Genomic DNA, 13,732 nt, shown 5'->3' with positions numbered 1-13,732 from the left:
CTCACAGGCCGCTTCGCAGCTCAGGGCGTTTTGAATTCAAGTTGCGCTGCACCGAAAGGTAAAGCCGCCTCAGCCTGCAAACTTGGCCAGCAACCGTTCGTTCACCGCAGGCGGAACGAACTTGCTCACATCGCCATCCAGCCGGGCAATCTCTTTCACCAGCCTTGAGGCAATCGCCTGACGGCGCGCATCGGCCATCAGGAACACGGTCTCGATGGTGTTGTTGAGCGCCCGGTTCATGCCGACCATCTGGAATTCATATTCGAAATCCGCCACGGCGCGCAGCCCACGAATGATGATCTGCGCGCCAACATCCTGGGCGCAATCAATCAGCAGGTTCTCGAACGGGTGCGCCACGATCTCAGTGTTGGTCTCTTCTGAAAGCCCCGCACATTCCGCTTCGATCATTTCGACGCGTTCCTCAAGGCTGAACAAAGGCCCCTTGTCGCGGTTGATCGCCACTCCGATCACCAACCGATCCACCAACCGCGCCGAGCGGCGGATGATGTCGGTATGGCCTAATGTGATAGGATCAAAAGTCCCCGGATACAGGCCCACACGCATGCGCTCCCCCCCATCTGGCTGCGGTCACGTAATATTGTTACGCCGCAATGCAGCAATGCGCAACGATTCTCAAGTCGAAATTACCAACGGCCGCTGTTTAAAGCCGCCTATCGGAGCTTCAATGGCCCATGATCATGCCTTCCAGCGCATTTTTCTCCATCGCCAATTCATCCATCCGTGCCTTGACGACATCGCCAATGGTCACGATCCCGACCAATACGCCCTTCTCAACCACGGGCATGTGGCGAAAGCGCCCGTTGGTCATCATTTCCAGAACCTGATCGGCGCTTTCCGCCTTGGTACAGCTCACCGGATTGCGCGTCATCAACTCGTTCACCTTCTCGTCAAGGCAAACTGCGCCGCGTACCGCCAGCGAGCGCACGATATCGCGCTCAGACAAGATGCCCAGAACATCCTTGCCGTCCTCCGAGACGATCAGCCCCCCGATACGCCGTTCGGCCAGGGTTCCTGCCGCTTGCGCCACCGTGGCGTCGGGTTTCACGGTGATCACCTCATGATCCCCTTTCGACTTCAGAATCTGCTGAACGAGCATTGGCTATCCCTCCGGTGTCGCGTCGCTTTCCACCAGCGTTGCCGGGATGTGTGGAACTGTCAAGCCAGAGCGCGATCCCGCCGCGACCGCGCGCCACCCCGCGCATGGCCACCCCGCCAACACACCATCGGCAACCCTGCTATCCCGCTGACAACCGCCCAGAAATCAGACGAGCCGTTCCAGCCGTTCAACCTCGCGCGCCACCCCTTCACTCAGAAGGGCCGCAAACCGGTTGAGCCGCTCGACCCGTGCATCATCCTCGTGCCGGATCAGATAGAAACTCCGCGTCAGGCTGATTTCATGTTCCAACACACGCCTCACACCGCTTGCCGACGGCAGCGCAAAATCATGCACCACCCCCAGACCGCCGCCTTGCCTGATCCAGTTGAACTGCACCGAAACGGAATTGCTGGCCAAATGCACCCGCTCAATCCCGAGCGAGCCGAGATAATCCAGTTCGGCATCGAAAATCATGTCGGGAATATAGCCGATCATCCGGTGGCCCTTGAGGTCGCTGACGTGGTTCACAGCCCCATGCGCACGCAGGTATTGCTTAGAGGCCGCCAGATGCAGCTTGTAATCGGCCAGCTTGGTCACCGTCAGCCGTCCGGCGGTCGGATGGCTCACCCCGATCGCCATATCCGCCTCGCGACGGCTGAGGTTGAACACCCGCGGCAACGCCACGATCTGCACATCGAGATCCGGGTTGGCCTCGGCAATCCCGGCACAGACCTGCGGCAACAGATAATTCGCAGCCCCGTCCGGCGCCCCCAGCCGGATCTGCCCCGAGAGCTGCGCACCCTGCCCGGCCAGCGCCTCGGCGCCCTCTAGCATCGCCATTTCGGCCCGTGCCACATGCGCCTGCAATCGTTGCCCCTCGGCGGTCAACACATAGCCCTGCGGCGAGCGGGTGAACAACAACGCCCCCAGATCACGCTCCAGCCGCGCAATCCTGCGACCCAATGTCGCCGGATCCAATCGCAGTTCCTTACCCGCCCCGGACAGGCTCTCGGCGCGCGCCACTGCCAAAAAGCATTTCAGATCATCCCATTGCGGGTCCATCAGTACCTCACCGTCATCCCATTTTGCATTTTTGCAAGATGTCCTTTGGTAACTTGCCTCTTTTCCCGGCAATTATGCAAGGCTATCTTGCCGGCAGAATATCAGAGGAGAGACCCATGCAAGAGATGACTCACTATATCGACGGCGCGCACGTCAAAGGCACGTCCGGCCGCTTTGCCGACGTCATGAACCCCGCCACAGGCGAAGTGCAGGGCAAATGCCCGCTCGCCTCGACTGCCGAAGTCGAACAAGCGGTCGAAATCGCCGCCGCCGCCCAGCCCGCATGGGGCGCCACCAACCCCCAGCGCCGCGCCCGTGTGCTTATGAAATTCGTCGATCTCTTGAACCGTGACATGGACAAGTTGGCCGAAGCGCTCAGCCGTGAACATGGCAAAACCCTGCCCGACGCCGCTGGCGACGTGCAGCGTGGCCTCGAAGTGGTGGAATACTGCATCGGCGCGCCGCAGCTTCTCAAAGGTGAATTCACCGACTCCGCCGGCCCCGGCATTGATATGTATTCGATGCGCCAGCCGCTCGGCGTCACCGCTGGCATCACGCCCTTCAACTTCCCGGCGATGATCCCGCTCTGGATGTTCGCCCCGGCCATCGCCTGCGGCAACGCCTTCATCCTCAAACCGTCCGAGCGTGACCCCTCGGTGCCCCTGATGCTGGTCGAGCTGTTCGAAGAAGCCGGCCTGCCCAAAGGCATCCTGCAAGTGGTCAATGGTGACAAGGAAGCCGTCGACGCTCTGCTGCACAACCCCACAGTGCAATCCATCGGCTTTGTCGGCTCCACGCCGATTGCTGAATACATCTATGCCACCGGCTGTGCCAACGGCAAACGGGTGCAGTGTTTTGGTGGTGCCAAGAACCACATGATCATCATGCCAGATGCCGATATGGATCAGGCCGCTGACGCTCTGATCGGTGCCGGTTATGGTGCTGCGGGCGAACGCTGCATGGCGATTTCGGTGGCTGTTCCCGTGGGCGACGAAACTGCGGATCGTCTGATCGAAAAGCTGGTCCCGCGTATCGAAAAGCTGAAAGTCGGCCCCTATACCGGCGGCAATGATGTCGATTACGGCCCGGTTGTCACCGCAGCCGCCAAGGCCAATATCGAACGCCTTGTGCAAACCGGTGTCGATCAGGGCGCCACTCTGGTCGTCGATGGCCGTGGTTTCTCGCTTCAGGGCTATGAAAACGGCTATTTCGTCGGCCCGCACCTTTTCGACAACGTGACCGCCGATATGGACATCTACAAAACCGAAATCTTCGGCCCTGTCCTATCCACCGTGCGCGCCCAATCGTATGAAGACGCGCTCAAACTGGCGATGGATCACGAATACGGCAACGGCACTGCGATCTTCACCCGCGATGGCGACACCGCGCGCGATTTCGCTGCGCGCGTCAATGTCGGCATGATCGGTATCAATGTACCGATCCCCGTGCCGCTGGCCTATCACACCTTTGGCGGCTGGAAGAAATCGGTATTCGGTGACCTCAACCAACACGGCCCTGATGCGTTCAAATTCTACACGCGCACCAAAACCGTGACCTCGCGTTGGCCGTCGGGTTTGAAAGAAGGCGGAGAATTCCACTTCAAAGCAATGGACTAACTGCAATCTCCATTCGACGCCCGATATTAAACCGGGTATGAAGAACCCGCCGGAGTTTTCCGGCGGGTTTTTTTTGCATCTGCGGGCCTATCTCAGACCGCATTCAAACGACGGGTCCATGCCGGTAAGCTATTCAATTCAATCCGATCAAGGCTATGTCCTCTCAATCTACGAGGGCGAAGTTACCCTTTCTCAAGTGCTTGAAATGTTTCAGTCTTACAAAGCAGAGCCCGGTTTCGATCTGCGCCTTGCCCATTTGTCGGATCTGTCGCGCCTCAAAGGCTCGGATGTGGGGTTTTCCGAAATTTTTTCGCTGTTTTCTCATTATGCCCGCATCTATTCCGAGGCCGGGCAAACAATGCACACCGCGATATACGCCCCGGATGAAACCGTATTCGGTCTCAGCCGGATTTTTGAGAATTTGGCAGAAACATCTCATGCCATCGAGGCGCGATTGTTTGATGATCTCGAAAGCGCCCGCACCTGGGCCAGCAACATCCTAACGGCCCCTGCCAAACCTGGCGCGGCCGTCTGATCACTTGCGCCGCGCGCCCCAACCTGCTCAAATCGACGGGCGCGCGCTGGCATGAGGGACCATATGACCGACCCCACCCCAGATTTCACCATCGGCATCGAAGAGGAATACCTGCTGGTCGATCGCGACAGCCTGGCGCTGGCGCCCGCCCCGCCCGAATTGATGGAGAAATGCGCCGCCGCGCTCAAAGGTCAGTTCTCCCCCGAATTCCTCGAATGTCAGGTCGAGATCGGCTCAAAGGTTTGTGCCAATGTGGGCGAAGCGCGCGACGACCTGCGCCACCTGCGCCGCACCGTTGCCAAATGCGCTGCCGAGCATAATCTCGCGCCCATTGCCGCCTCCTGCCACCCGTTTTCCGATTGGCGCGATCAACACCACACCAAGAAGGACCGCTACAACGAATTGCGCGACGATCTCGCCGGGGTGGTGCGCCGGCTGCTGATCTGCGGCATGCATGTACACGTCGGCCTACCCGACAACGACATGCGCATCGACGTCATGAACCAGCTCTCCTATTTCCTGCCCCACCTTCTGGCGCTCAGCTGTTCCTCCCCCTTCTGGCAAGGCGAAGACACCGGCTTAAGCTGTTATCGCCTCACGGTTTTCGACAATCTTCCACGCACTGGCCTGCCGCCCAAATTGGACGGTTGGGGCGAATACGAACGCTCGGTCAAGGCGCTCGTCAATCTCGGAGTGATTGAGGACAGCTCAAAAATCTGGTGGGATTTGCGCCCATCGTCGCGCTTTCCCACGATCGAGGCGCGGATTTGCGATGTCTCGCCCCGGCTGGAAACCACGCTGACGCTGGCGGCAATGATCCAATCGCTCACCCGCATGCTCTGGCGCTTGCAACTCAAGAACCAACGCTGGCGGCTTTACGACAACTTCCTGATCTCGGAAAACCGCTGGCGTGCACAACGCTACGGCATCCGCGAAGGGCTGATCGATTTCGGCGCGCGCGAAATCATCCCCTTTTCTCAAGTGCTTGACGACCTGATCGCGCTCGCAGGTGAAGACGCCGAGGCGCTCGGCTGCCGCGCCGAACTGGATCATGCCCGCAACATGCTGATGGATGGCACATCCTCAGACCAACAACGCGCCGTGTTCAACGATGCGCTCGCAGCAGGCAAACCCCGCGAAGACGCGCTCAAAGACGTGGTGCGCCACCTGATCGAAGAATTCCACTCGGATTTGTGACCGTCTACATCGAAAGAATTCGCCTTCAAGCCTCTGCAATAGTCTTGTAAGATTCCTGAATTAAACACCCGTTCAATTCCACATAAGGGAGCCGCGACATGGATTTTGCACTTTCCGAAGAACAAACCCTGATCTTCGACATGGCCAAAAGCTTTGGCGAAGAACATATCGCGCCCTTTGCGCGCGATTGGGAAGTGGCCGGTACCATCCCCAAGGATCTCTGGCCAAAACTGGCCGAGTTGGGCTTTGGCGGGCTTTATGTCTCGGAAGAATACGGCGGCTCCGGCCTCTCGCGGCTTGACGCCACGCTGGTGTTTGAAGCGCTCGCCATGTCCTGCCCCGCTGTTGGGTCGTTCCTGTCGATCCACAACATGTGCGGCGGCATGATCGACAAATTCGGCTCTGAGGAAACCAAGGCCAAATGGCTCCCCGATCTCTGCTCGATGTCCAAGATCTTCTCCTATTGCCTGACCGAACCGGGTTCCGGCTCTGACGCCTCGGCCCTGCGCACCCGCGCCAACCGCACCAATGAAGGCTACAGCCTCAACGGCACCAAGGCATTCATCTCGGGCGGCGGCTACTCCGACGCCTATGTCACCATGGTGCGCACCGGCGACGATGGCCCCAAAGGGATTTCCACCGTGGTGGTTGAAGACGGCACCACCGGCCTCTCCTTCGGCGCGTTGGAACGCAAGATGGGCTGGCTCGCCCAGCCGACCTCGCAGGTCCAGTTCGATGATTGCTTGGTGCCCGCCGACAACCTGATCGGCGAAGAGGGCAAGGGCTTTACCTATGCCATGGCCGGGCTTGATGGTGGCCGTCTCAACATCGCCGCCTCCGCCCTTGGCGGCGCGCAAAACGCGCTAGACCTCACCCTCGCCTACATGGCCGAGCGCAAGGCGTTCGGCAAATCCATCAATCAGTTCCAGGCCCTGCAATTTCGCCTGGCCGAATATGAGACCCGCCTGCAAGCCTCGCGCACCTTCCTGCGCCAGGCCGCGTGGAAGCTTGATAACAAGGCCCATGACGCCACCAAGTTCTGCGCCATGGCCAAGCTGATGGTCACCGACGCGGCCTTTGATGTCGCCAATGGCTGTCTGCAACTGCATGGCGGTTACGGCTATCTGGCCGATTACGGCATCGAGAAAATCGTGCGCGACCTGCGCGTGCATCAGATCCTCGAAGGCACCAACGAAATCATGCGGCTGATCATATCGCGCCAGATGCTATCGGATGCGGCCTGATCGCCATGTCTGATATTTCTATCCGCATCACAGGTCACACCGGCCGCATCACGCTTCAGCGCCCCAAGGCGCTGAACGCCGTCACCTACGACATGTGCACCGCGATTGAGGCGGCGCTTGATGACTGGCGCGACGATGATACCGTGAAACTCATCGTCCTCGACGCCGAAGGGGAGAAAGCCTTCTCGGCGGGCGGCGACATTGCCGACCTCTACAAAACCGGCAAAGCGGGCGATTTCGCCTATGGTCAGCGGTTCTGGCGCGATGAATACCGCATGAACGCCAAGCTGCACGGCTACCCCAAACCCATCGTCTCCTTCCTGCAAGGCTTCACCATGGGCGGCGGCATGGGCGTGGGCTGTCACGGCTCGCACCGCATCGTTGGTGAAACCAGCCAAATCGCCATGCCCGAATGTGGCATCGGTCTTGTCCCCGATGTGGGCGGCTCGATGATTCTGGCCAATGCGCCAGGATGGCTCGGCGCTTACGCGGGCACCACCGGCGCGCGGATGAACGCGGGCGACGCGATCCTGCTCGGCTTTGCCGACATGTTCATCCCCGAGGCACAATGGCCCGCGCGCATCGCCAAGCTGGAACAAACCGGCGATCCTGCCTGCCTCACCGCCGCCAGTGACGCTCCGCCGCAAGGCCAGATGAGCCAACAGCGCGCCGAGATCGACCACCATTTCGCCGCTCGCACCCTGCCCGACCTGCTTGCCAGCCTGCGCGCCGATAACAGCGAGTTTGTCACCAACACGCTCAAATCCGTGCTGCGCGCCTCGCCGCTTTCCATCGCATATACCCTTGAAATGATGCACCGGTTGCGCGGCAATGCCGATATCCGCGCCGCACTTGATATGGAATACCGCTTCACCTCGCGCGCAATGGAGCATGGTGACTTCATTGAGGGCATCCGCGCCGCGATCATCGACAAGGACCGCACGCCGCACTGGAAACACGACCACGACGCCTTGCCAGAGGCGGCCTTGCAAACCATGCTGGCGCCGCTCGGCGACAACGCACTCGATTTCTGAGGGAGAGAGACATGAAAATCGGATTTATCGGCCTTGGCAACATGGGTGGCCCGATGGCGGCCAACCTCGCATCCGCAGGCCACGACGTCACCGGCTTTGACATGGCCGATGTCAGCATCAAAGGCGTGAGCATGGCCGCCTCGGGGGCCGAAGCCGCCAAGGATCAGGACGTGGTCATCACCATGCTGCCCAATGGCGCTATCCTGCGCAGCGTCGCGAATGAAATCATCCCGGCCATGAGCAAAGGCGCAACACTGGTTGATTGCTCCACAGTCGATGTGGAATCCGCCCGCGCCGTCGCAGATCAAGCCGCCGCCGCCGGGCTTCTCTTTGTCGATGCCCCCGTTTCGGGCGGTGTTGGCGGTGCCGTGGGCGGCACGCTCACCTTCATGGCGGGCGGCACCGATCAAGCATTCGCCAAAGCTGCACCGCTGTTCGACATCATGGGCCAAAAGGCCGTGCATTGTGGCGACGCAGGCGCCGGTCAGGCCGCGAAGATCTGCAACAACATGATCCTCGGCGCCACCATGATCGTCACCTGCGAGGCCTTCGCGCTGGCCGACAAGCTCGGCCTCGACCGCCAGAAGATGTTCGATGTGGTCTCCACCTCCTCGGGCTATAGCTGGACAATGAACGCCTATTGCCCCGCCCCCGGCGTTGGCCCGGCGTCACCTGCCGACAACGATTACAAACCCGGCTTCGCCGCCGAGTTGATGCTCAAGGATCTGCGCCTGTCACAACAGGCCGCAGAAGCCGTCGATGCCGACACCCCGATGGGCAAGGCCGCCGCCGCACTCTATGCGCAATTCGTCGAGAACGAAGACGGCAAGGGCATGGATTTCTCGGCCATGCTGCCGCGCTTTGAAAAACGCGGCCGCGACTAAGCCCTGCCAATAAAAGACCGCACGTTCCGGCCCAATGCCGGAGCGTGCCGGAGCGTCTCACGCTTTCGTGATGCCGCGAACCGACTGATTTCTCTCCCCGTGCCGTTTCACCTTCGAAGCAACACAGGGAAGACCCAAAATGAAATCGATCACCCTCACAACTCTCGCCACGCTCATCGCTCTTTCACCCGCCCTCGCACCCGCCGCTATTGCTGGCAGCCGCGACAGCGTGAAGACGACCTGCAACCACAATGGGCGCTGTGTTCAGGTGCAAAAAACCACCAAGACGCGCGTTACAAAAACCAAGGTTTCCAGGGTTCAGACCACCAAACCTCGCGCCACACACACCCAGGTCGAGCGCAGCAAGACAACCTATGTTGCGCCGCGCGCCAACACACGCCGCGCCCTGCCCGGAAGAGATGTTTCCCAAGCACATCTGCGCCATCTGCCGCGCGCGCCCAAGGGCCAGGTTTACCGCGTTGTCGACAACCGGGTGCTGCGCGTCGATCAGGATACCGCCGTCATCATCGCCTCTCTCGGCCTGCTCACGGCGCTGGTATCGCGCTAAAACGTGCAGGTTAATTAACACTGAGGCTTTCATTTCGGCAGGAATTACATATTATAAAAGCCGCATGTAACCTTGAGTGAGATTTGCACCATGTCCAAGAATGTCGGCGGCATCGACCGCATCCTCCGCATTGTCATCGGCGCCGCGCTGATCGTCGGCTACTTTGTCTATCGTGACTCATCCTATAGCTGGCTCATGTTGCTAGGCGTCATCCCGCTGCTCACCGGGCTGCTTGGTACCTGCGGGCTTTATTCCCTGCTGGGCATGAGCACTTGCCCGATGAAAAAGGGCTGAACTCAAAATGCTGGCTCACCGGGGGTACGCCCCCGGTGAACCCTGTTTCAGGCTGTAAAGTCGTGCGGATCATCCGCCTCCACCAGCGCACAAATTTCGCTGGCGCGTTCGCGCACCATCCGGTGCCCCTCCGCGATGGCCTCCTTGGCGCGGTAAAGTTCCAACACCAAAACCGACTCCATCAAATCCGCCTCCAGAATGACATGCGGCGGGTCGCTTGCCTGCCGGTGCTTGAGCACGAAATCGGTCATGATATCAATCGCGGCCGACATCACATCCAGATAAGCGGGCGCGGTCGGTGCCACCGGCTTCACCGTTCTGCCAGGCATCAGCCCCCTCAAGGATTCGGGCAATTGCTGCATCAATTCGGGCGATCCCAGCTTGCTCCACAGACTCTCTGCCGGACTGGGCGGATGCCAGATATGCCCGTCAGGTCGCCCGTTGGGATTGACAGCAATTGTCACATCCGCCCCAAGGGCGCGGCTGGCCGATGTCGGAACCGGGTTAATCAGCCCCCCATCAAGAAGCCACCTCCCGTTCAGGAAATACGGCTCCAAAACCCCCGGTATCGAAATCGAAGCCCGCACGGCATCCGCCAACGACCCCTCCTTCAGCCAGATTTCGCGCCCCGTTGCCATATCCGTCGCCACCGCGACAAACGGCGTATTCAGATCTTCAATCTGCTCGGGTAACCCGATGCTGGCCAAAATCTCGCCAATGGCCCGCCCCCTGATCACGCCGCCGCTGCCAAAGCCCACATCGACATAGGTCAGATACCGCTGCCGGGTCAGCGACAACGCCCAATCTTCCAGCCTGTCCAGCACCCCACCTGCCCAGGCCGCCCCGACAATCGCGCCCATCGAACACCCGGCCACCACGGACGGGCGCACGCCCAGCGTTTCCAATTCGGACAGCACGCCAATATGACACCATCCGCGCGCACCACCCGACCCAAGTGCCACGCCGATCTTCCTGTCGCGTTTCATGTTGCATTCGCCCCGATTACGCGCCTCTGGCTTTGCGTGCGCGGCTTAACCTTTTCTTAAACCGTGCGCAGGGGCAAGACTTTCGGCGCCCCGAAAAACCCCATGCACATGTCATACGCAAAACAGCCGGGGAGCAGCCGAAAGTCACCCCCCGGTTTGGGGGCCATTAACGCTGTCGCGCGGTGCTGTAAGGTTTCATCAGGTTAACGCTTTATTCCGCCGCCGCGCTCTTGGCTGTTTCGCGGTGCTCGTGGCCCTTCTTGTCCAGCATCGGCTTGAGGTATTGTCCGGTATAGCTCCCCGCCACCTCGGCCACCTTTTCGGGTGTTCCCGTGGCGACAATTTCACCGCCACCATCGCCCCCCTCGGGGCCGATATCTATGATCCAGTCGGCGGTTTTCACCACGTCGAGATTGTGCTCGATCACCACCACCGAATTGCCCTGTTCAACCAGCTCATGCAGCACTTCCAAGAGCTTGCGCACGTCCTCGAAATGCAGCCCTGTCGTCGGCTCATCCAAGATGTAAAGCGTGCGCCCGGTCGAGCGTTTCGCCAGTTCCTTAGAAAGCTTCACGCGCTGCGCTTCGCCCCCTGAAAGCGTGGTCGCCGATTGCCCAACCTTGATATAACCAAGCCCCACACGCGCCAGCGCATCCATCTTGTCCCGGATGCTCGGAACGGCCTTGAAAAAGCCCTGCGCTTCTTCGACCGTCATATCAAGAACGTCCGCTATACTCTTGCCCTTAAAGCGAATTTCCAGAGTTTCCCGATTGTATCGCGCGCCCTTGCAGGTCTCGCATTCCACGTAAACATCCGGCAGGAAATGCATCTCGATCTTGATCAAGCCATCGCCCTGACAGGCCTCACAGCGCCCGCCCTTGACGTTAAAGCTAAAGCGCCCCGGTTTATATCCGCGCGCCTTGGATTCGGGCAGTCCGGCAAACCAGTCGCGGATCGGCGTAAAGGCCCCCGTATAGGTCGCCGGGTTCGAGCGCGGCGTGCGCCCGATGGGGCGCTGGTCGATGTCGATCACCTTGTCGAGATGCTCCAGCCCCTTGATGGTTTCACAAGGTGCCGGTGTCTGGCGCGCCCCGTTCAGACGCATGCTCGCGGTCTTGAACAATGTCTCAATCGTCAGCGTCGATTTCCCCCCGCCCGACACGCCTGTGATACAGACAAACCGGCCCAGCGGAAACTTGGCCGTAACCTCCTTGAGGTTGTTCCCCGTGGCCTTCACCACGGTCACGAACTTACCATTCCCTTTGCGGCGCGCGCTGTCATAAGGAATTGTTCGCGCCCCCGAGAGATACTGCCCCGTGATCGAAGCCGGATCTCGCTCAACTTCTTCCGGCGTCCCCTTTGAAACAACCTGCCCGCCATGCACCCCGGCGCCCGGCCCGATGTCGAAAACATAATCCGCCTCGCGGATCGCTTCCTCGTCATGCTCCACCACGATCACGGTATTACCCTGATCGCGCAGGTTCTTCAGCGTCAGCAAAAGCCGGTCATTGTCACGCTGGTGCAGCCCGATCGACGGCTCGTCCAGCACATAAAGAACGCCGGTCAACCCACTGCCGATCTGGCTCGCCAACCGAATGCGCTGGCTCTCTCCACCACTCAACGTTCCACTTGAACGACTAAGCGTAAGATACTCTAATCCCACGTTATTCAAGAACCCAAGGCGCTCGCGAATTTCCTTCAGAATGACCGCCGCGATCTCGTTATTCTGCTTGCTCAACACCTTGGGCGCATCCGCGACCCAATCCAAAGCCTCGCGTATGCTCATCTGCACGATCTGGCCTGCATGCAGCCCGCCAATCTTCACCGCCAACGCCTCTTCCCGAAGGCGGAACCCACCACATGCCCCACATGGGCGGTTGTTCTGATAGCGTTCAAATTCTTCGCGAATCCAGTTTGAATCCGTCTCGCGGTACCGCCGTTCCATATTGGGGATCACCCCCTCGAACACCCGTGTTACTTGGTAAACCCGCCCGCCTTCGTCATAGCGAAACGGGATTTCCTCTTCGCCCGAGCCATAGAGAAATACCTGCTGCACATGCGGCGGCAGATCCTTCCAGGCGGCGTTCTTGTCGAACTCGTAATGGTTGGCTATTGCCTCAATTGTCTGAAGGAAATACGGGCTTTTGCCCTTCCGCCAAGGCGCCAGCGCCCCATCATAAACCTTCAACGCGGCATCCGGCACCACAAGCCGTTCATCAAAGAACAACTCAACGCCCAACCCGTCACATTCCGGGCAAGCCCCGAAGGGTGCGTTGAACGAAAACAGACGCGGCTCGATCTCGGGGATGGTGAAGCCGCTGACCGGACAGGCAAATTTCTCCGAAAACGTCATCCGCTCGGGTTCGCCGTCGGCTGGTGCGGTCTCCAAAACCGCAATCCCATCCGCCAGATCAAGCGCCGTGCGCAGGCTGTCGGCCAGCCGCGTTTCCAGCCCCTCGCGCACCACGATCCGGTCAACCACCACGTCGATATCGTGGCGGTATTTCTTGTCGAGCGTGGGCGGCTCATCCAGCTCATGAAACGCGCCGTCAACCTTGACACGCTGAAACCCCTGCTTGCGTAGCTCTATGAATTCCTTGCGGTATTCGCCTTTGCGGTCGCGCACGATCGGCGCGAGAAGATAGGCTCGCGTGCCCTCCTCCAGCGCCATGATCCGGTCCACCATATCCTGCACCTGCTGCGCCTCGATCGGCAGGCCGGTGGCAGGGGAATAGGGCGTGCCTGCGCGGGCAAACAGCAGACGCAGGTAATCGTAAATCTCGGTCACGGTGCCAACGGTCGAACGCGGGTTCTTGCTGGTCGTCTTCTGTTCGATGGAAATCGCCGGAGAAAGCCCCGAAATGTGGTCCACATCGGGCTTTTCCATCATGTCGAGGAACTGGCGTGCATAAGCGCTGAGCGACTCGACATAGCGTCGTTGCCCTTCGGCATAAATCGTATCAAAGGCCAGCGACGATTTACCCGACCCTGACAGCCCGGTGATTACCACCAGCTGATCGCGCGGAATATCCACATCGATGCTCTTGAGGTTATGCTCCCGCGCGCCGCGGACCTCGATAAATTTCTGCTCGCCCATTTAACACCCTCGCAATCTTTTTCAGAGATAATGTAGCCACGGCAATCTTCCAACCCTCAAATGCGAACGAAAAACGAACATCGCCGTCCTCTCGCCGA

The 13,732-nt window shown here is 59.8% G+C and carries 13 protein-coding genes; 8 read left to right on the top strand and 5 right to left on the bottom strand.

All coding sequences use genetic code 11. The features are described 5' to 3' along the window. Nucleotides 1-69: 69 nt before the first annotated feature. The 3 genes from coaD to LZG00_19825 all read right to left on the bottom strand — a co-directional run bounded on the left by coaD (nt 70) and on the right by LZG00_19825 (nt 2,179). The gene (gene coaD, locus LZG00_19835) at nt 70-564 is read right to left on the bottom strand and encodes a pantetheine-phosphate adenylyltransferase (GenBank protein ID MCF3596241.1); all 495 of its coding nucleotides are present in this window, start codon (nt 562-564) and stop codon (nt 70-72) included. 118 nt (nt 565-682) lie between these two features. Further along, nucleotides 683-1,117: a CBS domain-containing protein gene (locus tag LZG00_19830; protein MCF3596240.1), complete on the bottom strand. Its 435-nt coding sequence runs from the start codon at nt 1,115-1,117 to the stop codon at nt 683-685. Between the two features lie 165 nt (nt 1,118-1,282). Continuing rightward, on the bottom strand, nt 1,283-2,179 hold the full coding sequence (locus LZG00_19825; GenBank protein ID MCF3596239.1) for a LysR family transcriptional regulator: 897 nt from the start codon (nt 2,177-2,179) through the stop codon (nt 1,283-1,285). A 116-nt stretch (nt 2,180-2,295) separates the two neighbouring features. On the opposite strand from LZG00_19825, the gene LZG00_19820 reads away from it, so the two are divergent. The 8 genes from LZG00_19820 (at nt 2,296) to LZG00_19785 (ending at nt 9,551) form a co-directional block, all read left to right on the top strand. Next, nucleotides 2,296-3,795 (top strand): CoA-acylating methylmalonate-semialdehyde dehydrogenase, encoded by a 1,500-nt coding sequence (locus tag LZG00_19820; GenBank protein ID MCF3596238.1) that lies wholly within the window; start codon nt 2,296-2,298, stop codon nt 3,793-3,795. 37 nt (nt 3,796-3,832) lie between these two features. Continuing rightward, nucleotides 3,833-4,330 carry a hypothetical protein gene (locus LZG00_19815; protein MCF3596237.1) on the top strand — a complete coding sequence of 166 codons (498 nt, stop codon included), beginning with the start codon at nt 3,833-3,835 and terminating at the stop codon, nt 4,328-4,330. A gap of 63 nt (nt 4,331-4,393) precedes the next feature. Continuing rightward, nucleotides 4,394-5,527: a carboxylate-amine ligase gene (locus LZG00_19810; GenBank protein MCF3596236.1), complete on the top strand. Its 1,134-nt coding sequence runs from the start codon at nt 4,394-4,396 to the stop codon at nt 5,525-5,527. A gap of 98 nt (nt 5,528-5,625) precedes the next feature. Continuing rightward, the gene (locus LZG00_19805; GenBank protein ID MCF3596235.1) at nt 5,626-6,771 is read left to right on the top strand and encodes an acyl-CoA dehydrogenase family protein; all 1,146 of its coding nucleotides are present in this window, start codon (nt 5,626-5,628) and stop codon (nt 6,769-6,771) included. A gap of 5 nt (nt 6,772-6,776) precedes the next feature. Continuing rightward, complete coding sequence (locus tag LZG00_19800) at nt 6,777-7,805, top strand: enoyl-CoA hydratase/isomerase family protein (GenBank protein MCF3596234.1); 1,029 nt, start codon at nt 6,777-6,779, stop codon at nt 7,803-7,805. 11 nt (nt 7,806-7,816) lie between these two features. After that, complete coding sequence (gene mmsB / locus LZG00_19795; protein MCF3596233.1) at nt 7,817-8,689, top strand: 3-hydroxyisobutyrate dehydrogenase; 873 nt, start codon at nt 7,817-7,819, stop codon at nt 8,687-8,689. 139 nt (nt 8,690-8,828) lie between these two features. Continuing rightward, complete coding sequence (locus tag LZG00_19790; protein MCF3596232.1) at nt 8,829-9,257, top strand: hypothetical protein; 429 nt, start codon at nt 8,829-8,831, stop codon at nt 9,255-9,257. A 90-nt stretch (nt 9,258-9,347) separates the two neighbouring features. Further along, nucleotides 9,348-9,551: a DUF2892 domain-containing protein gene (locus LZG00_19785; protein ID MCF3596231.1), complete on the top strand. Its 204-nt coding sequence runs from the start codon at nt 9,348-9,350 to the stop codon at nt 9,549-9,551. A gap of 47 nt (nt 9,552-9,598) precedes the next feature. Here the strand turns inward: LZG00_19785 and LZG00_19780 are convergent, their stop codons facing one another. Both LZG00_19780 and uvrA read right to left on the bottom strand, forming a co-directional pair. After that, nucleotides 9,599-10,537, bottom strand: a complete 939-nt coding sequence (locus LZG00_19780) for a patatin-like phospholipase family protein (protein MCF3596230.1) — start codon at nt 10,535-10,537, stop codon at nt 9,599-9,601. Between the two features lie 211 nt (nt 10,538-10,748). Next, a complete protein-coding gene (uvrA, locus tag LZG00_19775; GenBank protein ID MCF3596229.1) occupies nt 10,749-13,634 on the bottom strand; it encodes an excinuclease ABC subunit UvrA in 2,886 nt (961 codons plus the stop codon). Between the last annotated feature and the right edge of the window lie 98 nt (nt 13,635-13,732).

It is taken from the genome of Rhodobacteraceae bacterium LMO-JJ12, from assembly GCA_021555075.1.
In the GTDB taxonomy this organism is placed as follows: Bacteria; Pseudomonadota; Alphaproteobacteria; order Rhodobacterales; family Rhodobacteraceae; genus JAKGBX01.
The sequence above is the reverse complement of the archived record's forward strand: the minus strand, read 5'-3'. Positions and strand labels throughout refer to the sequence as shown.